General features: G+C 70.8%; 21 protein-coding genes and 1 tRNA gene. 12 read left to right on the plus strand and 10 right to left on the minus strand.

The window, feature by feature from the left end; translation table 11 throughout:
* Positions 1–5,297 (minus strand): SDR family NAD(P)-dependent oxidoreductase (locus AB0L65_RS60325; protein ID WP_364266263.1); only part of this gene is annotated, 5,297 nt, incomplete at its 3' end.
* A gap of 37 nt (positions 5,298–5,334) precedes the next feature.
* Positions 5,335–6,084 carry an alpha/beta fold hydrolase gene (locus AB0L65_RS60330; RefSeq protein WP_364266266.1) on the minus strand — a complete coding sequence of 250 codons (750 nt, stop codon included), beginning with the start codon at positions 6,082–6,084 and terminating at the stop codon, positions 5,335–5,337.
* Positions 6,085–6,420: 336 nt separating this feature from the next.
* Here AB0L65_RS60330 and AB0L65_RS60335 point away from each other — a divergent pair, with 336 nt between their 5' ends.
* A complete protein-coding gene (locus AB0L65_RS60335; RefSeq protein ID WP_355199603.1) occupies positions 6,421–7,461 on the plus strand; it encodes a MupA/Atu3671 family FMN-dependent luciferase-like monooxygenase in 1,041 nt (346 codons plus the stop codon).
* On the plus strand, positions 7,458–7,976 hold the full coding sequence (locus AB0L65_RS60340; protein WP_364266269.1) for a flavin reductase family protein: 519 nt from the start codon (positions 7,458–7,460) through the stop codon (positions 7,974–7,976). The genes AB0L65_RS60335 and AB0L65_RS60340 overlap by 4 nt, the downstream gene beginning before the upstream one ends.
* 43 nt (positions 7,977–8,019) lie before the next feature.
* Here the strand turns inward: AB0L65_RS60340 and AB0L65_RS60345 are convergent.
* The 3 genes from AB0L65_RS60345 to AB0L65_RS60355 form a co-directional block, all read right to left on the minus strand.
* Positions 8,020–8,093: transfer RNA gene (locus AB0L65_RS60345), tRNA-Lys, on the minus strand.
* 41 nt (positions 8,094–8,134) lie between these two features.
* Entirely contained in the window at positions 8,135–9,058 is a 924-nt protein-coding gene (locus tag AB0L65_RS60350; protein WP_364266272.1) for a nucleoside hydrolase, read from the minus strand.
* Between the two features lie 237 nt (positions 9,059–9,295).
* Positions 9,296–9,688 carry an OsmC family protein gene (locus tag AB0L65_RS60355; protein WP_185068009.1) on the minus strand — a complete coding sequence of 131 codons (393 nt, stop codon included), beginning with the start codon at positions 9,686–9,688 and terminating at the stop codon, positions 9,296–9,298.
* Positions 9,689–9,740: 52 nt separating this feature from the next.
* Here AB0L65_RS60355 and AB0L65_RS60360 point away from each other — a divergent pair, with 52 nt between their 5' ends.
* Together AB0L65_RS60360 and AB0L65_RS60365 are read left to right on the plus strand one after the other, a co-directional pair.
* Positions 9,741–10,442: a hypothetical protein gene (locus tag AB0L65_RS60360; RefSeq protein WP_364266275.1), complete on the plus strand. Its 702-nt coding sequence runs from the start codon at positions 9,741–9,743 to the stop codon at positions 10,440–10,442.
* A 50-nt stretch (positions 10,443–10,492) separates the two neighbouring features.
* Complete coding sequence (locus tag AB0L65_RS60365) at positions 10,493–11,269, plus strand: FAD:protein FMN transferase (protein WP_364266278.1); 777 nt, start codon at positions 10,493–10,495, stop codon at positions 11,267–11,269.
* A 73-nt stretch (positions 11,270–11,342) separates the two neighbouring features.
* Here the strand turns inward: AB0L65_RS60365 and AB0L65_RS60370 are convergent, their stop codons facing one another.
* Positions 11,343–11,618, minus strand: coding sequence for a hypothetical protein (locus AB0L65_RS60370; RefSeq protein ID WP_185068012.1), 276 nt, complete (start codon positions 11,616–11,618; stop codon positions 11,343–11,345).
* A 133-nt stretch (positions 11,619–11,751) separates the two neighbouring features.
* Here AB0L65_RS60370 and AB0L65_RS60375 point away from each other — a divergent pair, with 133 nt between their 5' ends.
* Positions 11,752–12,132 (plus strand): phage holin family protein, encoded by a 381-nt coding sequence (locus AB0L65_RS60375; protein ID WP_185068013.1) that lies wholly within the window; start codon positions 11,752–11,754, stop codon positions 12,130–12,132.
* 7 nt (positions 12,133–12,139) lie between these two features.
* A complete protein-coding gene (locus AB0L65_RS60380) occupies positions 12,140–13,498 on the plus strand; it encodes an aromatic amino acid lyase (RefSeq protein WP_364266280.1) in 1,359 nt (452 codons plus the stop codon).
* Between the two features lie 52 nt (positions 13,499–13,550).
* Here AB0L65_RS60380 and AB0L65_RS60385 read toward each other — a convergent pair whose 3' ends face one another.
* Positions 13,551–14,510, minus strand: a complete 960-nt coding sequence (locus AB0L65_RS60385; RefSeq protein ID WP_364266283.1) for a LacI family DNA-binding transcriptional regulator — start codon at positions 14,508–14,510, stop codon at positions 13,551–13,553.
* Positions 14,511–14,783: 273 nt separating this feature from the next.
* Between AB0L65_RS60385 and AB0L65_RS60390 the strand changes: the two genes are divergently transcribed.
* Complete coding sequence (locus AB0L65_RS60390) at positions 14,784–15,644, plus strand: amidohydrolase (protein ID WP_364266286.1); 861 nt, start codon at positions 14,784–14,786, stop codon at positions 15,642–15,644.
* Positions 15,641–16,174: a cysteine dioxygenase family protein gene (locus AB0L65_RS60395; protein WP_364266289.1), complete on the plus strand. Its 534-nt coding sequence runs from the start codon at positions 15,641–15,643 to the stop codon at positions 16,172–16,174. The genes AB0L65_RS60390 and AB0L65_RS60395 overlap by 4 nt, the downstream gene beginning before the upstream one ends.
* Here the strand turns inward: AB0L65_RS60395 and AB0L65_RS60400 are convergent.
* The gene (locus AB0L65_RS60400) at positions 16,143–16,811 is read right to left on the minus strand and encodes a (2Fe-2S)-binding protein (RefSeq protein WP_364266292.1); all 669 of its coding nucleotides are present in this window, start codon (positions 16,809–16,811) and stop codon (positions 16,143–16,145) included. The genes AB0L65_RS60395 and AB0L65_RS60400 overlap by 32 nt on opposite strands.
* Positions 16,812–16,821: 10 nt before the next feature.
* Positions 16,822–17,994 (minus strand): MFS transporter, encoded by a 1,173-nt coding sequence (locus tag AB0L65_RS60405; RefSeq protein WP_363979334.1) that lies wholly within the window; start codon positions 17,992–17,994, stop codon positions 16,822–16,824.
* Between the two features lie 79 nt (positions 17,995–18,073).
* Here AB0L65_RS60405 and AB0L65_RS60410 point away from each other — a divergent pair, with 79 nt between their 5' ends.
* Positions 18,074–19,048, plus strand: a complete 975-nt coding sequence (locus AB0L65_RS60410) for a LacI family DNA-binding transcriptional regulator (RefSeq protein WP_364266335.1) — start codon at positions 18,074–18,076, stop codon at positions 19,046–19,048.
* Positions 19,049–19,053: 5 nt separating this feature from the next.
* Here AB0L65_RS60410 and AB0L65_RS60415 read toward each other — a convergent pair whose 3' ends face one another.
* A complete protein-coding gene (locus AB0L65_RS60415; protein WP_364266295.1) occupies positions 19,054–19,374 on the minus strand; it encodes a hypothetical protein in 321 nt (106 codons plus the stop codon).
* A gap of 185 nt (positions 19,375–19,559) precedes the next feature.
* Here AB0L65_RS60415 and AB0L65_RS60420 point away from each other — a divergent pair, with 185 nt between their 5' ends.
* From AB0L65_RS60420 to AB0L65_RS60430, 3 genes are all read left to right on the plus strand, one after another.
* Positions 19,560–20,525: a sugar-binding domain-containing protein gene (locus AB0L65_RS60420; RefSeq protein ID WP_364266298.1), complete on the plus strand. Its 966-nt coding sequence runs from the start codon at positions 19,560–19,562 to the stop codon at positions 20,523–20,525.
* A gap of 137 nt (positions 20,526–20,662) precedes the next feature.
* Positions 20,663–21,757, plus strand: coding sequence for a sugar ABC transporter substrate-binding protein (locus AB0L65_RS60425; protein WP_364266301.1), 1,095 nt, complete (start codon positions 20,663–20,665; stop codon positions 21,755–21,757).
* Entirely contained in the window at positions 21,757–22,518 is a 762-nt protein-coding gene (locus AB0L65_RS60430; RefSeq protein WP_364266304.1) for an ATP-binding cassette domain-containing protein, read from the plus strand. Before AB0L65_RS60425 ends, AB0L65_RS60430 begins: the two co-directional genes overlap by 1 nt.
* Positions 22,519–22,520 lie beyond the last annotated feature (2 nt).

Here is a 22,520-nt window from a genome sequence, read left to right on the forward strand (position 1 = left end):
TCGGGGTCCGGGTCGTACAGCTTCTCGAGGTCCCAGCCGCGATCGGCGGGGAACTCCCCCACCGCATCCCGACCCGAGAACACCAACTCCCACAAACCCTCCGGCGAGGTCACGCCCCCCGGATACCGGCACGCCATCCCCACGATCGCGATCGGCTCATCCATCACCGCAGCCGCCGCCACCACGGCCTCCGACGACCGCCCGCCGGCCAGCTCGCCCGCCAGATACCCGGCCACCGCCTCAGCCGTCGGAAAATCGAACACCAACGTCGCCGGCAACCGCAGCCCGGTGGCGGCGATCAGCTGGTTGCGGAACTCCACCGCGGTCAGCGAGTCGAAGCCCAGCTCCTGGAAGGCGCGATCCGGCTGGACCGCGTCCATCGAAGCGTGTCCGAGCACCTTGGCGACCTCCTGCCGGACCAGCTCCAGCAGCATCCGGTCCCGCTGGTCGGCCTCCAGCCCCGCCAGCCGCCGTGCCAGCCCCGTTCCCGCCGCACGCGCTACCTGCCGCGCGGGACCGCGTACGAGCCCGCGCAACAGCGCCGGAAGCCCTTCGCCGCGGTTCCGCAGGGCCGTCGCGTCCACCCGCAACGGCACCAGCACCGCGGTGTCACCGGCCGACCCTGCGTCGAACAGCGCCAGCCCCTCCTCCACCGACAGCGCCGGCAGGCCCTGGCGCCGCATGCGCTCGAAGTCGGCCTCGCTCAGCGCGCCGCCCATGCCCGCGTCGGTGTCCCACAGGCCGAACGCCAGCGACGTCGCCACCAACCCCATCGACCGCCGGTACGACGCCAGGGCATCCAGGAACACGTTCGCCGCCGCGTAATTGGCCTGCCCCGCCGCCAGCACCAGGCCACCGGCCGACGAGAACAGCACGAACGCCGACAGGTCCAGACCCGCCGTCAGATCATGCAGATGCCACGCCGCTGCCGCCTTGGCCCCCAGCACCCGCGCGAGCCGCTCCACCGACAGCGACCCCACCAGGCCGTTGTCACTCACCCCTGCCGCGTGCACCACCCCGGTCAACGAGTCCGCCACCGAAGCGACAACGCGGGCCAGCGCCTCCCGGTCGGCCACGTCGCACGCCTCGACCGCCACCTCGGCTCCCAGCTCGGCCAGCTCCGCCACGAGGCCGGCGGCGCCGGGCGCCTCCAGGCCACGCCGGCTCACCAGCACCAGCCTGCGCACTCCATGCGCCGTCACCAGGTGCCGGGCCACCAGGGCACCCAGTCCGCCCGTGCCACCGGTCACCAGCACCGTGCCGTCCGGGCCGAACACCGGCTCGCCCGCCGACGCCTGCGCCTTCACCAGCCGGGGAACCCGCACCTGCCCGTCGCGAACGGCCGCCTCCGGCTCCCCCGAAGCGACCACCGAACCCAGGGCACGCCACGACTCCGCGCTGCCGTCCACGTCCACCAGTACGAACCGGCCCGGATTCTCCGCCTCGGCCGCCCGTACCAGGCCCCACACCGGGGCCGTGCCGACGTCCAGGCCCTCGGCGGCCTGTACGGCCACCGCGCCACGCGTCACCACGACCAGCCGCGACGACGTGAACCGCTCGTCGGCCAGCCACTCCTGGATCACGCCCAGGGCCTCGGCGGTGATCTCGTGGACGGCGTCGAGGACCTCGCCCTCCGGCGCGGACACCACGTACGTCACAGCCTCGGGCACGGCGGCACCCTCGGCGACGGCCGCCAGCTCGGGCAGCTCCTCGACCCCGGCGGGGGCGAGCGAGAGCGGTGTCCAGTCCACGCGGAAGAGCGCGTCGGCATGGTCGCCGCGAGCGGCGGTGAGCTGACCGGCCGAGACGGGCCGCACGGCCAGCGACTCGACCGACAGCACCGGCGCGCCGTCGGCGTCGGCGATGGTCAGGGCGATGGAGGTGTCCCGGATGCGGGAGATCCGCACCCGGACGCTGCTCGCGCCTGCCGCGTGCAGCCGCGCTCCGCCCCAGGAGAACGGCAGGACGGTCTGCCCGTCCCCGGCGATCAGCTGCGCGTGCATGGCGGCGTCCAGCAGGGCGGGGTGCAGTCCCGACCTGGCCGCGTCGGCGTGCGCCTGCTCGGGCAGCGCGACCTCGGCGAACACGTCACGATCTCGGGACCAGGCCGCCTGCAGACCCTGGAAGACGGGCCCGTACTCGTATCCCATGTCCAGGAGGAGGTCGTAGGCGTCGGACACGTCGATCACGGCGGCGCCGGACGGCGGCCACTGCTCCAGCCCTTCCACGGGCGTGGGCGCGGCATCGGCCAGCGTGCCGTCGGCGTGCAGCACCCAGGGGGCGTCGCCGTCGGCGCGGGAGTGGATCGAGACCGGCCGCACTCCGGCGTCGTCATCGCTGCCGACCAGCACCTGCAGCTGGCGCCCGCCGTCGGCGGGCAGCAGCAGCGGCGCCTGAAGAGTGAGCTCCTGTACGACCGGGCAGCCGACCTCGTCCCCGGCCTGCAGCGCCAGCTCCAGGAACGCCGTTCCGGGCAGGAGAATCGTGCCATTGACGGCGTGGTCGGCCAGCCACGGCTGCGCGGCCACGGAGAGCCGGCCGCTGAAGATCACGGACTCGCCGCCGGCGATCTCGGTCACCGCGCTCAGCAGCGGGTGATCGACTGCCGCGAGCCCGGCCCCGGCCATGTCCCCGGCGTCGGCCCGCGCCGACATCCAGTACCGCTGGTGCTGGAAGGCGTAGGTGGGCAGATCGACCTGCCTGACCGGTGCCAGTACCGCGGTCCAGTCCACGGCGATGCCGTGGGTGTGCAGCCGGCCGAGCGCCTCGATCAGAGAGCGGACCTCGTCGCGGTCCTTGCGGCTCGCAGGGATGAACACACCGTCGGCGATGCTCTGCTGAGCCAGCCCCGTCAGCACCCCATCCGGGCCGACCTCCAGGAAGTGGCTCGCCCCTGAAGCCGTCACCCCATCGGCGAACCGCACCGCCTGCCGCACGTGCTCCACCCAGTAACCAGGGGTGGTCAGCTGCCCCGGCTCGGCCGGCCGGCCCGTCAGGTTGGAGACGATCGCAAGAGCGGGCTCGTGGTAGGTCAACCCGGAGATGGCCTCCTCAAAGGAAGCCAACATCGGCTCCATCAACGGCGAGTGGAAAGCATGCGAGACCCGCAACCTGCGCGTCCGTACACTGACCCGCTCCTCGATCTCCGCGATCGCCTCCGCGTCGCCGGAGATCACCACCGCAGCCGGACCGTTGACCGCCGCGATCCCGACCCGGTCCCCCAGCATCGGGAGAACCTCCGCCTCGGGCGCGGCGATCGCCAACATCGCCCCGCCCGTCGGCAGGGCCTGCATCAACCGCGCTCGGGCCGCCACCAGCGCACACGCATCCGCCAGCGAGAACACCCCCGCCACGTGCGCGGCGGCGATCTCCCCGATCGAATGCCCGACCAGCACACCCGCCCGGACCCCGAAGGACTCCAGCAGCCGATACAAAGCCACCTCGAAGGCGAACAATGCCGGCTGGGTCATCCCCGTCTCGTTCAACACCCCATCCGGGTCGTCGAACATCACCTCACGGACCGGCAGGAACTGGTTGATCTCCTCCAGCGCCTCGGCGAACACCGGGAACGCCTCAGCCAACTGCCGGCCCATCCCGGCCCGCTGGCTCCCCTGACCGGCGAACAGCAACGCCAGCTTTCCGCCAGAACCACTCCCGGAAACCCCATCCGAGGCCAGCGCCCGCAACCCGGCCAGTAACTCGTCACGATCCGCACCGACCACGACCGCACGCTGCTCCAGCACGGTACGACCGGTCGCCAGCGTCCACGCGACCCCGGCGGTGTCCGGCTCCGGGCGTTCCTCCACCCATGACGCGAGCCGCTCGGCCTGCCCGGCCAGCGCCTCGGGCGTCTTCGCCGAGATCAGCCACGGCACCACCGGCAGCCCCGTGCCGTCGCCGGCGACCGCGTCGGTCTCCTCACCCTGCTCGATGATCACATGCGCGTTGGTGCCGCTCACCCCGAACGACGAGACGGCGGCCCGGCGCGGATGATCCTGAACGTCCCACGACCGGGCCTCGGTCAGCAGCTCAACAGCCCCGGCCGACCAGTCCACATGTGGGGACGGCTCGTCCACGTGCAACGTCTGCGGCAGCACCCCGTGCCGCATCGCCATGACCATCTTGATCACGCCACCCACCCCGGCCGCAGCCTGGGAGTGACCGATGTTGGACTTCAGCGACCCCAGCCACAACGGCCGGTCCCGCTCCTGACCGTACGTCGCGATCAAAGCCTGCGCCTCGATCGGGTCACCCAGCGTCGTCCCGGTCCCGTGCGCCTCGACCACGTCCACGTCTCCGGCCGCGAGCCCGGCGTTGGCCAGCGCCTGCCGGATCACCCGCTGCTGGGAAGGACCGTTCGGCGCGGTCAGACCGTTGCTGGCGCCGTCCTGGTTGATCGCCGAGCCCTTGACGACCGCCAGCACCCGGTGGCCGTTGCGCCGCGCGTCCGACAGCCGCTCCACCAGCAGCATGCCGACACCCTCGGCCCAGCCGGTGCCGTCCGCCGAAGCCGAGAACGCCTTGCACCGCCCATCAGGGGACAACCCGCGCTGCCGCGAGAACTCCACGAACGTGCCCGGCGTGGCCATCACCGTGACACCACCGGCCAGCGCCAGATCGCACTCCCCCGACCGCAGCGCCTGCACCGCCAGGTGCAGCGCCACCAGCGACGACGAGCACGCCGTGTCCACGGTCACCGCCGGGCCCTCGAACCCGAACGTGTACGCCACCCGGCCCGAGGCGATGCTGCCCGAGTTACCGGTCCCGACCAGGCCCTCCAGCTCCTGGGGCACGGAGGACACCTGAGGGGCGTAGTCGTGGTACATCACCCCGGCGAACACGCCGGTACGGCTGCCGCGTAACCCGGCCGGATCGACGCCGGCCCGCTCGATCGCCTCCCACGACGCCTCCAACAGCAACCGCTGCTGCGGATCCATCGCCAACGCCTCACGCGGCGAAATCCCGAAAAATCCGGGATCGAACTCCCCCGCGTCATACAAGAAGCCGCCGTGCCGCGAGTAAGACGTCCCACGGCTGTCCGGATCCGGGTCGTACAGCTTCTCGAGGTCCCAGCCGCGATCGGCGGGGAACTCCCCGATCGCGTCCCCGCCCGTGGCCACCAGGTCCCACAGGTCCTCCGGTGACAGGACCTCGCCCGGATAGCGGCAGGCCATTCCGACGATCGCGATCGGCTCGCGCGCCGCCTCGGCGAGAGAACGGTTCTGCGCACGCAGCCGTTCCGTCTCTTTCAATGAGGAACGCAGGGCCTCGATGAGCTTGGTGTCGTTCGCAGCCATTCTCGCCTCGTACTCTTCCTGCAACCGAAAGGGGGACCTACGCCTGGACGGCGGGGATGTTCTCGGTGATCTTCCGCATGACCGCTGCCGCGTGTGAGTTCAGGTAGAAGTGGCCGCCGCGGAAGACGTGCATGTCGAACGGGCCGCTGGTGTGCTCTTTCCAGCGCTTGGCCTCGTCCAGCGACACGTGCGGGTCGGAGTCGCCGACCAGGGTGATGATCGGCGCGTCGATCTTGATGCCGGGCGGGCAGCGGTAGGTCATGATCGCCGTGTAATCGCCGCGCAGCGACGGAAGGATCATGTTCACGAGCTCGGGGTCGTCCAGCATCCGCGTGTCGGTGCCGCCGAGCCGCCGCACCTCGGCGATGAGCGCCCGGTCGCCCTCCTTGTGCACGGTCTCGACGCGTACGCTCGACGGCGCGCGCCGGCCGGACGCGAAGAGCACCAGCGGCGAGACGCCGTCGCCCATCAGCCTCTTGGCCACCTCGAACGCGACCACCGCGCCCATGCTGTGCCCGAAGAAGGCCATCGGCCGGTCCGCCAGGGGCAGGATCTCCCCAGTGAGGCGATCGGCGAGGGTGCCGATGTCGTCGATGCACGGCTCCAGGCGGCGTTCCTGCCGGCCCGGATACTGGATCGCCAGGACATCGAACCGCGGTGCGAGCTGTTTGGCGACCGGGTGGAAATAGGAAGCGGAGCCGCCCGCGTGCGGGAAGCAGATCAGACGGGTGGCGGATGCCGGCGCGGCGAAGAACCGCCGTACCCACGCTCCGGTTTCGGTGATCACTGGACATTCCTTCCTCGGCCGACAGGGAATTCGGCACCACGCCGCGGGATATCACCGTTCATTCCAGCCCATGCGGCCGCGGCATAGCCACGGGATTCGCCCCCTAATGTCCGGAGGCATTCCCCTAACGAATCCGCCGACGGTCCGGCGCGTGGTGAAGCCGCGTCGGGATAAGGGGCGGTAAGGGTTGCCCGAGCGCGTCAGGCCGTGCTCAGCAGGGCGGACACCCGGCAGTCGGCACGCCTAGTGGGCGCTAGGGGTTACCCCGCTTTCTCCGCTCACAAATACTTGTGACACCCGGACCGGGCGCATCAACGCGGCACGCAAGGAGAAACGATGGACTTTGGTCTATTCTATTTCGCGGACGATGTCAGGGCGGGAACCGACCAGTACCGGCTGCTGCTGGAAGGGGCCAGGTTCGCCGACACCCATGGATTCTCCGCGGTGTGGACACCCGAGCGGCATTTTCATGAATTCGGCGGCCGATATCCCAATCCCGCCGTCAGCGCCGCGGCCGTCGCCGCCGTGACCGAGCGGGTCGCCATCCGCGCGGGAAGCGTCGTGGCGCCGCTGCACCACCCGGTTCGCATCGCCGAGGAATGGGCCATGGTGGACAACCTGTCCGGCGGCCGGGTCGGCGTGTCGTTCGCCCCGGGCTGGCATGTGGTCGACTTCGCGTTGCGGCCCGAGAACTACGCCGGCCGCCGGCAGGTGACGACGGACACCATCGACACGGTGCGGCGGCTGTGGCGGCAGGAGGAGGTGGAGCTGGTCGACGGGGCCGGCGAGTCGGTCAAGCTGCGCGCCTACCCGGCGCCGGTCCAGCCGGAGCTGCCCACGTGGCTCACCAGCTCGGGCAACCCGGAGACGTTCCGCCAAGCGGGCGATCTCGGCTACGGCATCCTGACGCACCTGCTCGGCCAGAGCCTGGACGACCTCGTACGCAAGGTCGCCGACTACCGCGAGCACTACGCCAGGGCGCACAACGGCACCGGCCACGTCGCGCTCATGCTGCACACCTTCATCGGCGAGGACCGCGCCCGCGTGCGCGAGATCGTCCACCAGCCCTTCACCGACTACCTGCGCAGCTCTCTCGGCCTGGTGCTGAAGGCGGCCGAGGATCTGATGCCCGGCATCGACCCGGACTCGATGGACCCGGAGGACATCGAGTTCCTCCTGGAGGTCTCGTTCGACCGCTATTTCGACACGGGCGGCCTGTTCGGCACGGTCGACGACGGCATGGCGGTGCTGAGCTCGCTCCAGGAGATCGGCGTGGACGAGGTGGCCTGTCTCATCGACTTCGTCCCGGACACGGACACCGTCCTCGACGGGCTGCGCCACCTCGACGAGCTCAAGCGGCGCTGGAGCACACGATGATCGACAGCCTGAGGCTGAGGCGCGTCCTCGGCCACTACCCGACGGGGGTCGTCGTGATCGCGGCGCTGGAGGACGGCGAACCGCACGGTTTCACGGTCAACTCCTTCACCTCTGTTTCCCTCGACCCGCCCATCGTGAGCTTCTGCGCCGCCCACACCTCGGCCACCTGGCCCCGCATCAAGGCCGCGGGCGCCTTCACGATCAGCGTGCTGGGGGCCGGGCAGGAGCAGGTGTGCCGGTCGTTCGCGGCCAAGGGGAGCGACAAGTTCTCGGGGGTCGGCTGGTCGGTGCGGGAGAGCGGGCACCCGGCGATCACGGACGCGGTCGCGTGGATCGACTGCGTCCTCGATCTGAGCCACGTGGTGGGCGATCACGAGCTGATCCTCGCCAAGGTGGTGTCGCTCACCGTGAACGACTCCGACGACGACCCGCTCGTCTTCCACCGCGGCCGCCTCGGCCGGGTGTGCGCCGAGACCTTCCCGATCCTGACGCGACGATGCCCGGCTCCCGCCTGATCAAAAAAGCCCAGGCCACCTGAGTGACCTGGGCTTTTCGCTGTGCGCCGCCAGGGACTCGAACCCCGGACCCGCTGATTAAGAGTCAGCTGCTCTGACCAACTGAGCTAGCGGCGCAACAGGTGTAACTGTATCAGCCGCCGAGCCCTGCCCGCACATCATCCGAGCCGCCCCGCCAGCCTCTCGTACGCCCCCAGCACCAGCTCCCAGAATCCGTTGACGTCGATCGACGTGGCCACGAGCGCGTTCGAGTCCTGCTCGCTCACCTTGAAGTCCGTCACGGTCATCCCCCGCGTGTAGAGGCCCGCGGTCTCGACGTTCACCATCGCGGGGACGCAGGTGAAGAGGGAGGGGTCGAGCACGTACGCCACCGCGCACGCGTCATGGATGGCGGGCCCGCCGTCGGCCGTCACCACTCCGTAGAACTGCGCGGCGGGCACCAGCAGCTCGGCCAGCTTGCCGAGCGGCCACATCCGGTCCAGGACGTCCGAGGTGACCGTGGCGGACAGGGTGACGTCCAGCCCCAGCATCCGCACCGTCCATCCGGCGCCGAAGACGATGGCGGCCGCCTCCGGGTCGGCCAGCATGTTGAACTCGGCCGCCGGATTGTGGTTGCCACGCGTGAACGAGCCGCCCATGATCACCAGTTCGCGGGCCCACTCCACGACGCGCGGCTCCCGGCGTACGGCGAGGGCGATGTTCGTCAGCGGGCCCACGGCCACCAGCGTGATCTCGCCCGGGGCGGCCTTCAGGGTCTCCACGATGAAGTCGACCGCGTGGCCGTCCGAGGGTCCCAGCTTCGGGGTGGGGAGCACCACACCGCCCAGACCCGTGGCGCCGTGCACGCGGGTGGCGCGCACGGTCTCGCGCAGGAGGGCGCCGGCGCTGCCCGGCGTCACGGGGACATTCCCCATTTCCAGGAACTCGCGCAACGCGAGGGCGTTCGCGGTGGTCAGGGAGAGGTCAACGTTGCCCCCCACGGTGGTAATGCCCACCACGTCCAAGGAGGGGGAGCCGGCGGCCAGGGCCAGAGCGAGCGCGTCGTCGATGCCGGGGTCGCAGTCAATCAGCACTTTCTTCACGAAAGTGGAGGATACGCATAGATCGGGCCGGGCAGTTCCCCCAAAGCTGCCCGGCCCGATCGGCGGCGGTCCAGGCCGGCGATTCCCCCAAAACGCCGGCGGTCCCGCACTGGCGAACCGCGGTCCCCCTCCGCGTCCGCTTCGGTGAAGGTCTATTGGCCTCTTGACCTGCTACAACGTTACCGAGACGAATGCAACGGTCGCGTCATAACGGGGTCGAATATCTGTTTAATCCGACTACGGAAGCTCCAACCGAACCTCCGTACCTTCCTGAAGCGACCTGCTCACCGTGCAGTACTTCTCGTGCACCCGCTCCGCGACCGCCCTGAACACCTCGTCGGCCTCCTCCGAGGGCAGCTCGACGTCGTACGTGACGGTGACCGGACCCAGCTTGCTGGGCTCGACCTTCTCCGCCTGCACCGTCATCGCCAGGCGGACCAGCCGGTGACCCCGCTTGGCGGTCAGCGGCTCGACCGTCACGATGTTGCATCCGCCCACCGCCGCCAGCAGCAACTCCACCGGGGTGAACACTCCGTCCTCGTCCCCGCCGCCCATCCGCACCTCGGCGCCGCGGGCGTTCGTGGCCCGGAATCCGCCGTCCTCAGTTCGCTCGACACGCACGTTAGCCATGTTTCAGACCCTACTCAGAAACCTTTAATGTTCGTTCAGCATCGTGAGTGGCATGGCTAGCGAGGCGAATGCGAACCAAGGTCCCATCCTCTTCTGGTGCGGGGTCGCGGTGGCCGAGTTCGGTGCGATCCAGCCGGGATTCGGCTACCCGTGGCGACCCAGTGCCTACGCCGCCGCGGCGCTGCTCGTCGCGTGCGGCCTGATCACCGTCAAGGCCGCCGACTACCTCCGCACCGAGGAGGCCAGGCAGCGCCTGCGGCTCGGCAGCTATCTCGCCGGCGCGCTGCTGGTGGCCCACCAGTTCAGCTCCACGGCGTACGTGACCGACCTCAGCCGCGCCGGCTCGCTCATCCTGTACACGATGGCGGCCGTCATGGCGGTCTGGAGTCACCAGCTCTCCCACGCGACCAGGCCGACCCTGCTGATCGCCACCGGCCTCGACGCGGCCGCCCTGCGCGAACGGCTGGCCGGCACGCCCGACACCGTGGCCGTCTACCGCACCGAGCGCGCCACCGACGAGCTGCGCGACCTGGAGGCCCGGTACGGGCTCATCCTCGTCGAGGGCGCCGAGCACGACCCGCGCGCCAAGGAGCGCCTGAGCGCCTCCGGCCTGAGCCGCCAGATTCCCGACATCGCCGAGCGCGACGTGGTGGTGGCCGGTCCGCGGCAGTTCAAGAGGTACGTACGCGGCGCGTTGTCACGCCTTGCTGTCCCAAGATCACAGATTCATTTCAAATCCCGGCAAAAGGTTTAGCTCCACATTACGCGCCATCTGCAACGGTGGGCTGCGGACAAGGAGGCAAGGTGACGACTTTCCCCGGAAGCGCCCGTGTCGAGATGGTCATGGGCATGCCGGTCAGTGTGGACATCCGCACCGCTCTCCCAGTGCGTGAGATGACACCCCTGCTGGATGACGCGTTCTCCTGGCTGAGGTGGGTGGAAGACACCTTCAGCCCGGTAAGAGAGGACAGCCAGATCGGCCGCCTCAACCGCGGCCAGACGATCAAGCAGATCCCCGAGCTCATCGAGGTCCTCCACCGCTGCGACGAGATCAGCCAGGCCACCGACGGCTACTTCGAGGCCCGCATCAACGGCGTCACCGACCCGTCGGGCTACATCAAGGGCTGGGCGCTCGAACGCCTTTCCCGCGCCCTGGTCAACGCGGGCGCGGGCGACCACCGCATCAGCGCGGGCGAGGACATCAGGGTGCGCGGCTCGGCCGCCCCGGGCAAGCGCTGGCGGGTCGGCATCCGCGATCCGCGCAAGGACGTGATCCGCAAGGTCGTCTTCGCCCACGACCTCGGCATCGCCACCTCCGGCGGCGCGCCCATCGTCAACCCGCACACGGGAGCCGTCGAGGAAGGGCTCGGCTCGGTCACCGTGGTCGGTCCCGACCTGGGCCAGGCCGACGCGTACGCGACCGCCATCTACGCCATGGGCCCCATGCTGTCCAGGCGCTTCGCCGCCGACCTGGCGGCGGCGGGGCCGTACCAGACGATGATCATCACCCGTGACGGGCAGGAGGTCAGCACGCCCGGCTTCGCCGAATACAGCGGCAGCGAGGCCCGCCTGGCGGGCTGAGCGCGCCCGCGCGATTACGGAGGGTGGCCCGCATCGGCCCTGCGCGGTCACCCCCGGCGCCCTGGGAGCACGGTCAGGCGTCGGGATGTTTACGCAAATACTCTATGTAGATCGGGCGCAGCGCCTCACCCAGCTGCCCCTCGCCGGAGGCGATGGCATCGCTGAGCAGCGCGGAGACCCTGCTGAGGTCGTTGGCGGCCTCCGTCCCGTGACCGCTGGCGGCCTCGGCGGCCGGGATCACCTTCAACAGGTCCCAAAGAAACCCCAAGTCCCCGTGCCGTACGGCGTACCGCACCGCACGGTCGTGCAACTCGTCGGCCGGCAACGACTCGAGCCCGTTCGCGTCCATCTCGCTCCCTCCCCTGGACGCCTCTTCCCGAGTTGGGCCAACCATAACCGACGACTACGCACAGTAGCAGCGGAGAATCGTAGTGGCCGCGCCACTATCGAAGTGCCGATCTCAAGTGGGAGGATCAAGCAGCGTGAGATTCATCATCAGAACCATCGCCGCGGCGGCGGCCCTCTGGGTGGCCATCCAACTGGTCCCAGGCATCGAGGTCAGCACCTCCCCCAACTCCGCCAAATACTGGGGCGTGCTGCTGATCGTGGCGTTGATCTTCGGCATCGTGAACGCGATCGTCAAGCCCATCGTCAAGGCCCTCGGATGCGCGATCATCGTTCTGACACTGGGCCTGTTCCTCCTCGTGATCAACGCGGCCATGCTGCTGCTGACGAGCTGGATCTCGACTCAGCTCGACATCCCCTTCCACGTCGACAACTTCTATCCGGCCGCCTTCTGGGGCGCGATCATCATCAGCGTGGTGAGCTGGCTGCTGGGCCTGTTCATTCCCGACGGCGACTGAACCGCCGGTGGAGCTCGACGGCGCCGGCCTGACCTGCGCGCAGGTCCACGAGGCCGCGTACGACGGTGCCCGGGTCACGATCGCCTCCCTCGATCGGGCCCGGGCCGCGTGGGCCACCGCTCAGGAGCTCACGGGCCCCGTGTACGGGCGGAGCACCGGCGTGGGCGCCAACAGAGGCGTCATCCTCGACAAGCCCGGCCTCGACCTGCTCCGCAGCCACGTGTGCGGCGCCGGCCCGATGATCCCGCCGGCCCGCGCCCGGGCCATGCTCGTGGTCCGGCTCAACCAGCTCCTCACCGGCGGCTCCGGCATCGACCCGGCCGTCCTGCCGGCGCTGGCCGAGGCGATCAACGGCGGCTTCACCCCGCCGATCCAGACGTACGGCGCCATCGGCACCGGCGACCTGTCCGCCCTCGCCACCACGGCCCTGTGCCTGCTCGGCGAACTCCCCTGGCACCACGAACCCCCGCTCCCCTCCTCCGACACCACACCCCCGCTCGACGTCGCCGCGCCGCGCTTCCCCTTCGCTCCGGAGGACGCGCTGCCGTTCATCAGCTCGGGGGCCGCCACGCTGGCCGACGCCGCCATCGCCTGCCACCGCCTCCGGCTCCTCCTGGAAGCCGTCATCGACGTGGCGGCGATGTCGTTCACCGCCGTGGGCGCCTCGGCCGAGCCGCTGGCGGCCGCCGTACAGGAGGCCCGCCCCCACCCCGGCCAGGCCGCCGTGGCCGCCCGCCTGCGCGGCCTGCTCACCCAGGAGCTGGCGACCCGCGTGCAGGACCCGTACGGCTACCGGGCCTTCGCCCAGGTGCACGGGGCCGCCGTGGACGCCCTCGACCGGGCCACGGCCGCCGTCGAGATCGACCTCAACGCCGCCGCCGAGAACCCCCTCATCGCCGGCTCCCTGGCCTGGCACAACGGCAACTTCCACTCGGCCCCGCTGGCGCTGGCGCTCGACGCGGCGCGCGCCGCGCTCGTACAGACGGCCCAGCTCAGCGCCGCCCGCCTGGCCACCCTCATGGACCCCGCCTACACCGGCCACCACCCCTTTCTCGCCGACCGCCCGGGGTCGTCGGGGGCGCTGATCCTGGAGTACGTGGCCCAGGACGCCCTGGCCGAGCTCCGCCTCCTCGCGACGCCGGTGACGACGGGCACGGCGGTGATCTCCCTGGGCACGGAGGACCACGCGGGCTTCGCCACCCAGGCGGCCCGCAACGCCCTGCGCTGCCTGGAGCCCCTGGAAATCGTCCTGGCCTGCGAACGCACCGCCGCCGTCCGCGCCCTCAACACCCCCACCGCGGACCGCCCCCTCACCGACGACCTCACCACCTCCCGCCACGCCCTGACCCGCCACCCACCCCTCTGACCACCCGAGGCCGCCCGCTCTCGGAGAGCGCCGCACCGAGGCCGGGAAGGCGTCACGGAACGCGGGCGACCGATCCCCGCTCCCGAAGGGTGGGCTCCTGGACGACGCGCCGCCGCCGGGTCCCCCCGTCCGCCGCCGCCGAGATGAGGCGAACAGCCGCCTTGACGATCCCGTCGATGTCCCAATCGACGGTCGTGAGACCAGGCGTGAGCAGCCCGGACATCGGGTGATCGTCATACCCCATGACCGACACGTCGTCGGGGACGGCCAGCCCCAGCTCCTGAGCGGCGGCGTAAACCCCGTAGGCGATCGAGTCCGCGAAGCAGAACACCGCGCTCGGCCCCTGCCCCGCCAGCAGCTCCCGCGCCGCGGCGGTGGCCCCCGCCAGCCCGTGCGGGGCGGTGGCGACCACGATGTCCAGCCCCAGTCGGTCGGCCTCGGCGGTGACGTGCAGGTCGGCGGGCCGGTCGGGGGTGCTGGCCCGGGTCGGGGTGAGGACGGCGATGCGGCGGTGGCCCAGCGCGCGCAGGTGCTCCAGCGCCAGCGTCACACCGCGCCGGTTGTCGAAGACGACCTCCCCGGCCGTGCCCGCGATCGAGTCGCCGATCGCGACCACCGGCAGCGACTCGCACAGCTCGGGCCAGAACGCCGCCACCGGATCGATCGGCTGGACGATCAGCCCGTCCACGCGCTGGTCGCGCAGCCGCTGGGCGAAGGCCCGCTCGCGGGCGGGATCCCCCACCGCGTCAAGGATCAGGGCATAGCGGTCTTTCTCCCGCAGCCCTCTGCTGATGCCGACCGCCAGGGACTGCTGCCACAGGTCCTCCAGCGAGCCGCACAGCAGGCCGATCATGCCGGTGCGACCGCTGGCCAGGGCCCTGGCGATGGGGTCGGCCTCGTAGCCCAGCTCGGCGGCCGCCGCGCGTACGCGCTCCATGGTCTCCTCGGAAACCTGCAGGCCGCGCAGCGCGTACGAGACGGCTGCCGGTGACAGGCCTGTGGCCTGAGCCACCTCCCGGATCGTGGCTCTCTTGCGAGGCATTAAGCCAGCCTATTCGCTAGCGCCGACAGAACCGATTCCAGTCAGACGATTCGCGCTCCTCACCGCACGTGCGCCACCCCGGAACGCCGGGCCCGCCGGTGTTTCCGGCGGCGTCGGGCCCGTTGACAACGGCCTTGTGAAGCGGTTCACTGAACCGTATCACTGAAACGCTTCACAGCTCAGTGTCGCAAGGTGGCGCGGGTTACATGTAATGTTAGTAGGGAATAGGGGAAGGAGGGGGCCGTGAGCATCGACGTCCATCAGCACGTCTGGACGCGCCCGCTCGTCGACGCCCTGCGCGCCCGTTCCTCCCCTCCTCACGTCGACGGCTGGACGTTGTTCCTCGACGACGAGCCCCCGTACGAGATCGACCCCCAGGACCTCGAGCACCGCGACACCACTGGCCTGGAGCTGGCGCTGGTGTCGCCGTCGAGCCCGCTCGGCATCGAGTTCCTGCCGCCGGAGGAGTCCTGGCCGGTCGTCGACGCCTACCACGACGGCGCGCTCGCGCTGGGCGATCCGTTCGGGGCCTGGGCGTCCACGTGCCTCAGCCGGCCCGACCCCGAGCGCCTGGCCCGGGACCTCGGCCGCGGCTTCGCGGGGCTGCAGATCCCCGCGACGGCCGTGCCCGACGACGGCCTGCTCGAGGTGCTGACGGACCTGGACCTTCCGCTGTTCGTCCACCCCGGCCCGGCCGCGAAGACCCCGGGCACGCCGCCCTGGTGGCCCGCCGTGGTGCCGTACGTCCAGCAGATGCACGCCGCATGGCACTACTTCCACGCCGTCGTCCGCCCCAGGCACCCGGAGCTGCGCGTCTGCTTCGCCCTCCTCGCAGGGCTGGCCCCGCTGCACTCCGAGCGCCTGATCGCCAGGGGCGGCGGCAGCCGCGGCCTGGTCGATCCGAACTTCTTCGTGGAGACCTCCTCCTACGGCCCGCGGGCGATCGACGCGATCGTCCGCGAGCTGGGCATCGACGTCGTCGTCAACGGCTCCGACGCCCCTTACGCCACCGCACCCGAGCCCGGACTCGGCGCGGCCGCCGGCCACGCCATCCGGGTCGTCAACCCCCGTCGTCTATTGAGCAGAAAGGAGACTCGTACGTGAGCACTCAGCAGATCCAGGACCGGGGCACCTGTGCACGGTTGCCCGAGCGCACGCTTGACCGGCGCGAACTGCGCGACCTGGTGAACGAGCTGGCCGCCAACCCCGAGGAGTGGCGGGAGCAGGTGCAGTTCCCCGAGGACGGCGGCAGGCACTACGCCTCGCTCTACCGCGACGCGTACGTGGACGTCTGGCTGCTCTGCTGGCGTCCCGAGGACGACACCGGCTGGCACGACCACGACATCTCCTCCGGCGCCGTCCACGTGGTGCAGGGCGCGCTCCTGGAGTGCAACCCGCGCATCGGCGGCGAGCACCTGGAGACCGTGGTCACGGAGGGGCAGTCGTTCTCGTTCGGGCCCGACCACATCCACCGGCTCAACGGCGCGGTGGACGAAAGCGTCTCCATCCACGCCTACTCGCCGCCGCTGTGGCGGCTCGGCCAGTACTCCATCGACGGCACCGGCGTCATGCGCCGCGTCTCGGTGAGCTACGCCGACGAGCTCAGGCCGCTGGACGACGTGGTGGTGGCCTGAGCACGCAGCAGCTTCCGCAGGGCTCGACATCGGGCAGTGTGATCCACAGGCAGCAGGTCCTGCGGAAGTAGCCGTCGCCGGCGGGCTCGATCAGCCCGTCGACCGGCGGGCCGATCTCCTTCAGCAGCCGCATGTAGTCGCCCGGCACGATCGACGTCAGCGGATGGGCGAGCGCCTCCGCCGTCGATCCCCACAGCGTCCGCTCGCCCACCTTCGCGATCGCCCCGACGGCCCGCACCAGCGGCGCCTGCGACTCGGCGAGCGCCTCGCGGATCGCGGCGGCCCCTTCGGACCAGCTCACCCGCGTGGCCGCGATCGTCACCCCGGCGTCCGACACCTTGAAGTACGTGTCCGCCGGCCGCATGATCGGCACCCGCCCGTCCAGGGCCCAGCCGAGCGCCATGGGCATGGTGTGCCAGTAGCCGTACGTCTTCCAGAACAGCGCCGCGCCGACGTGGCGTGGCGCGTTCCAGCGCGCGGCCGTCTCGTCGATCAGCCCGAGCAGCGTCGCGTACGGCTCCCGCAGCAGCTCGGTGACCGGCGTCCAGCTGCCGTCGGGCTCGATGACCAGGCGCGGCTCGACGCCCAGCACCCCGCCACGCGCGTCGGCGACCCGCTGGAGCGTCTCGGTCAGCACCCTGAACCCCCTAAAGGTTAGCCTTACCTAAAGTAGCAGGCCGCCCCGCGAACCACCCAGCCGCGATCTGCACCACGAGCACCCCCAGCCCCGCCAGCAGCGGCACCGTCCAGCCGCCGGAGACCTCCCTGAGGAACCCGAACAGCAACGGCCCCACCGCCGCGATCCCGTACCCCACGGACTGCGCCACGGCCGACAGCGCGGTCACGGTGGCCGGATCAGCGGGCCGCAGCGCGATGATCAGCAGCGCCAGCGCGAACGAGGCCCCCTGGCCGATCCCCAGCACGATCATCCACAGCCAGGGCGCGGCCGTGGGGGCCAGCAGCATGCCGAGGTAGCCGAGCACGGTCAGCACGCCGGCGCCGACCACGTACGGCACCTGCGAGGCCCGCCGGCCCGCCAGCACGGGGATCGCCAGCGAGGTGCCGACCTGGACCAGGTTCGTCAGGCTGAGCAGGTAGCCGGCCTGGTCGGCGGGGAGTCCGGCCTCCAGGAAGATCGTCGGCAGCCAGGCCAGCATGACGTAGAAGGTGAGCGACTGCAGGCCCATGAGGGCGGTCACGGACCAGGTCACGGGGCTCCTGAGCACCACTCCGAACGGCCTGGGCCCGTTCTGCGCCCCGCTCTGCTTGCGCAGCGCCTGGGGCAGCCAGAGCAGCGCGGCCAGCAGGGCGGGCACGGCGAGCAGCGCGGAGACGCCGCGCCAGCCGTACCCGGTGGCGTGCTCGATGGGGACGACCAGCCCGGAGGCGAGGGTGGCGCCGGCCACGACGGCGGCGACGTAGACGCCGGTCAGCAGGTTGACCCGGGTGGGGAAGTGCTCCTTGACGACGGCGGGCATGGAGACGTTCATGACGGCGATCGCCGTGGCGGCCAGGGCGGAGCCGAGGTAGAGCACGGGCGCGCCGCCGAGGCCGCGCAGCGTCACGCCCGCCGCGATGACCAGCAGTCCGGCCAGCAGCGTGCGGTCGAGCCCGAAGCGCCGCGCGAGCAGCGGCGTGACCGGCCCGAACACGCCGAGACAGACCACCATGACCGTGGTGACGGCGCCGCCGCCGGCGGGCGACAGGCCCACGTCCTTCATGATCTCGTCGAGGAGCGGGGAGACCCCCGCGATGGCGGGGCGCAGGTTGAGCGCAGCCAGGACGAACCCGGTGACCAGCACGGCAGATCTCAACGACATAGGGCACCACTCTCGCATAAGCCCTGACAACGTTGTCTGCCTGGTCCAGGTGAGGAATGATCCTGGCGTGAGACCGACGATGAAGGACGTCGCCTCGGCGGCGGGCGTGGCGCTCAAGACCGTCTCGCGCGTCGTGAACGGCGAGCCCGGCGTCCACCCGGCCACGGCCGAGCGGGTGCGCGCGGCCATCGAGCGGCTGGGCTACAGCCGCAACGAGAGCGCGGCGGTGCTGCGCAGGGGCAGGACCGCCACGGTCGGGCTGGTCATCGAGGACGTGGCGGACCCGTTCTACTCGGGGCTGAGCCGGGCCGTCGAGGACGTCGTCATCGAGCACGGCTGCCTGCTGCTGAGCGGGTCGTCGAGCGAGGAGCCGCTCAGGGAGCGCGAGCTGGTCGAGACGTTCTGCGCGCGCCGCGTGGACGGGCTGATCATGGTGCCCGCCGGCGAGGACCACACGTACCTGCGGCCCGAGCTGGAGGCCGGCACGCCAATGGTGTTCGCCGACCGGCCGCCGGGCGCGGGGATCGACGTGGACACGGTGCTCGCCGACAACCTGGGCGGCACCGAGGAGGCGATCCGCCACCTCATGGGCCACGGCCACCGCAGGATCGCCTTCCTCGGGGACGCCCCGGGGATCTTCACCGCGGCCGAGCGGCTCAACGGCTACCGGCAGGCGCTCGGAGGGCTGTTCGACGAGCGGCTGGTGTCGATGCGGCCGCCCTCGCTGGAGGGCGTACGCGCCGACCTGGCCCGTATGTTCGCCCTGGACGATCCGCCCTCCGCGCTGTTCACCGGCAACGGCCGCTACACCGTGACGGCGCTGCGCGCGCTGGCGGGGCGCCGGATGGCGCTGGTGGGGTTCGACGACTTCGAGCTGGCCGACCTGCTGACCCCGGGGGTGAGCGTGGTGGCGCAGGACCCCGCGTGGATGGGGCGGGTGGCGGCCGAGCTGCTCTTCCGCCGCCTGCGCGGCGACGCGGGCCCGCCGGAGCACATCGAGCTGCCGGTACGGCTCATCGCCCGCGGCTCCGGCGAGCTCCCCCCACCGGGCTGACCCGGTCAGACGATCCGCTCGTCCACGCCCACGGCGCCCACGCCGCTGGTGAAGATGCCGCCGCAGTATCCCCGAGACTCCCCCGACGCGCCCGGCGCGAGCGTCACCCACTCGCCCACGACGTCCGGCGCCCGGCCGCAGACCACCACGGCCCGGAACCTCCAGGTCTGGCCCGTGGGGTTGGTGCAGGACGCGATGCCGAGGTCCCGGTCCTGCGCGTGCACGTAGGTGTCGCAGCGCAGAACCGTGGCCGCCGCCGCGGCGGGCGGCGCCATGTTCCCGACCACCAGGCCGACGGCAACCGCGACGTACATCCCCTTGGACATTGCCTCTCCCCTGTCCCCCGTATTACTGTGCGCAGCCGATCGTAAGCGCAGAGTAGTAGCCCTGTCTGGGGAACGTCATGGCGGCTAGCCTTTCCAGCGGAGAACGCGGCAGTGGCCCCCGGGGACATCACCGCCTATAGTCGTTTGCGCATCGGTTCAGCAAAAATGTTCACAGGAGCGCGCGCATGAATGCCGCCGACGTCGCACCCGAGACGCAGGCCAGGTTCCCGCTTGAGCTGATGTACGCGGCCGCCCAGCAGTACTACATCGAGGAGGCCACGCAGGGCGACATCGCCCAGCGGCTCGGCGTCTCCAGGGCGACCGTGAGCAGGCTGCTCACCGAGGCCCGCAAGCAGGGCATCGTCGAGATCAAGGTGCACCGGCCGGCCGCGCTCGCGGACGGCCCACTGGCCGCCGAGGTGGCCGAGGCGCTCGACCTGGAGCGCGTCTACCTGGTCCCCAAGGTCAGCGGCCCCACCCTGGGCCCGTGGCTGGCCCCCGCCGTGACCCGCGCGCTGGCGGCGGTCGGGCTGGAGTCCGGCGACGTCGTGCTCGTCTCGTCCGGCACCACGGTCTACGAGTGCGCCCGCGAGGGGCTCGGCCAGTATCCGGGCGTCACGATCGCGCCCGCCGTGGGCGGCCAGGAGGAGCCGCAACCCTGGTTCCAGACCAACGAGACCACCCGCATCCTGGCCGAACGCGCCGGCGGCGTGCCCGCCTACCTCTACGCTCCCGCGCTGCCCGGCCCCGAGCTGTTCTACTCGCTGCAGCACGAGCCGTCCGTGCGCCGGGTCATGGACCTGTGGGCACACGCCAAGTGCGCCATCGTCGGCGTCGGCTCGGCCCCGCTGATGCGGCAGATGACGCCCTCCCTCATGCCGCGCGACGCCGACAGCCTGCGCCAGGCCGTGGGCGACGTGTGCATGCGGGTCTACGACCGCGACGGCGAGCCCGTCACGTACCCGGGCAGCGAGCGCCTGGTCGCCACGAAGCCGGAGGAGCTGCGCCGCATCCCCGCCACGATCGCGGTCGCGGTGGGCGCCGAGAAGGTGCTGTCCATCGTCGCGGGCGCCAGGGGCGGCTACTTCAACCAGCTCGTCACGGATGTCCCGACGGCAGAGGGCCTGGTGGCCGCCGCCCGCCAGCTCTGAACATTTTTGCTGGACAAAGTTTCAGCACCCGCGCTACCGTGAGCCGCACCACAGGATGTGCCTGGTTGTGAGGGGCATTGTCCTGTTTCGGGGGGAAGTGCGTCATGGATCCCGGTAGCAAGTGAGGAACGAAACCCGTGAACAGAGCTAAGATGCGGACCTCCGCGTTCGCCGCAGCAGCAGTGCTCGCAGGCTCGGTGCTGGCCGCGTGCGGCTCCGGCTCCGGTTCGACCGGCGGGGACACCAGCGGCGGCGGCAGCGGCGCCGTCCAGAACGCCAAGGTCGCCTTCCTCATGCCCGACCTCGCCTCCACCCGGTACGAGCTGGCGGACAAGCCGCTGTTCGAGGCCAAGATGAAGCAGCTCTGCCCGACCTGCCAGGTCATCTACCAGAACGCCGACTCCGACGCCGCCAAGCAGCAGCAACAGGCCAACTCCGCGCTCGCCCAGGGCGTCAAGGCCATCGTGATCGACCCGGTCGACTCCGCCGCCGCGGCCACCATCGTCAAGTCGGCCCAGGCGCAGCAGGTGCCGGTCATCGCCTACGACCGGCCGATCCCGGCCACGCCCGCCGACTACTACATCTCGTTCGACAACGAGAAGATCGGCTCCATGATCGCCCAGTCCCTGGTCGACCACCTGAAGAAGGAGAACGCCAAGGGCGGGATCCTCCAGGTCAACGGCTCGCCCACGGACGCGGCGGCCGGTCTGATCAAGAAGGGCATCCACAGCGCGGCCGACCCGAGCGGGTTCAAGCTGCTGGCCGAGTACGACACCCCCGACTGGCAGCCGGAGAAGGCCCAGACCTGGGTCAGCGGCCAGATCACCCAGTTCAAGGACCAGATCGTCGGCGTGGTCGCGGCCAACGACGGCACCGGCGGCGGCTCGATCGCCGCGTTCAAGGCCGCGGGCGTGAAGGTGCCGCCGATCACCGGCAACGACGCCGAGCTGGCCGCCGCCCAGCGCATCATCGCGGGCGACCAGTACAACACGATCTCCAAGCCGATCAAGATCGTGGCCGAGGCCTCCGCGAACGTGGCGTGGGAGTTCATGCAGGGCAAGAAGCCCGCTGGCAAGGCCACGCTCTACAACACCCCGTCGGAGCTGTTCGTGCCCACGGTGGTGACCAAGGAGAACATCAAGGAAGTGCTGTTCGACAGCGGCATCATGAAGGCCGCCGAGGCCTGCGCCGGCGAGTACGCCAAGGGCTGCGGCGAGCTCGGAATCAAGTGATGAGCGTCCTCTCTCTGCGCGGGATCAGCAAGACCTTCGGCGCGGTGGCGGCGCTGACCGACATCGAGCTCGACGTCGCCGCCGGCCAGGTCGTCGCGGTCGTGGGAGACAACGGCGCGGGCAAGTCGACCCTGGTCAAGATCCTCTCGGGCGTGCACCCGCCGGACGGCGGCACGATCACGTTCGAGGGGAACGAGGTCCACATCCCGACCCCGGCCGCCGCGCACAAGCTCGGCATCGCCACGGTCTTCCAGGACCTGGCGCTCTGCGAGAACCTCAACGTGATCCAGAACCTGTTCCTCGGCCAGGAGATCCGCCCGCTGCGCCTCAACGACGTGGCCATGGAGACCCGCTCGTGGGAGCTGCTCCGCCAGCTGTCCGCCAAGATCCCGAGCGTACGGGTGCCGGTCGCGGCGCTGTCGGGCGGCCAGCGGCAGACGGTAGCCATCGCCCGGTCGCTGCTCGGCGACCCGAAGGTCATCATCCTCGACGAGCCCACCGCCGCGCTGGGCGTGGCGCAGACGGCCGAGGTGCTCAACCTGGTCGAGCGGCTGCGCGAGAACGGCCTGGGCGTCATCATGATCAGCCACAACATGGCCGACGTGAAGGCCGTCGCCGACACCGTCGCCGTCCTGCGGCTCGGCCGCAACAACGGCGTGTTCGACGTGGACCAGGTCTCCGCCGAGGACATCATCGCCGCCATCACCGGCGCCACCGACAACGTGGTCTCCAGGCGGGCGCAGAAGGGAGCTCGGTCTTGAGC

Source organism: Nonomuraea sp. NPDC052116 (genome assembly GCF_040680035.1).
Classification (GTDB): Bacteria; Actinomycetota; Actinomycetes; order Streptosporangiales; family Streptosporangiaceae; genus Nonomuraea; species Nonomuraea angiospora_A.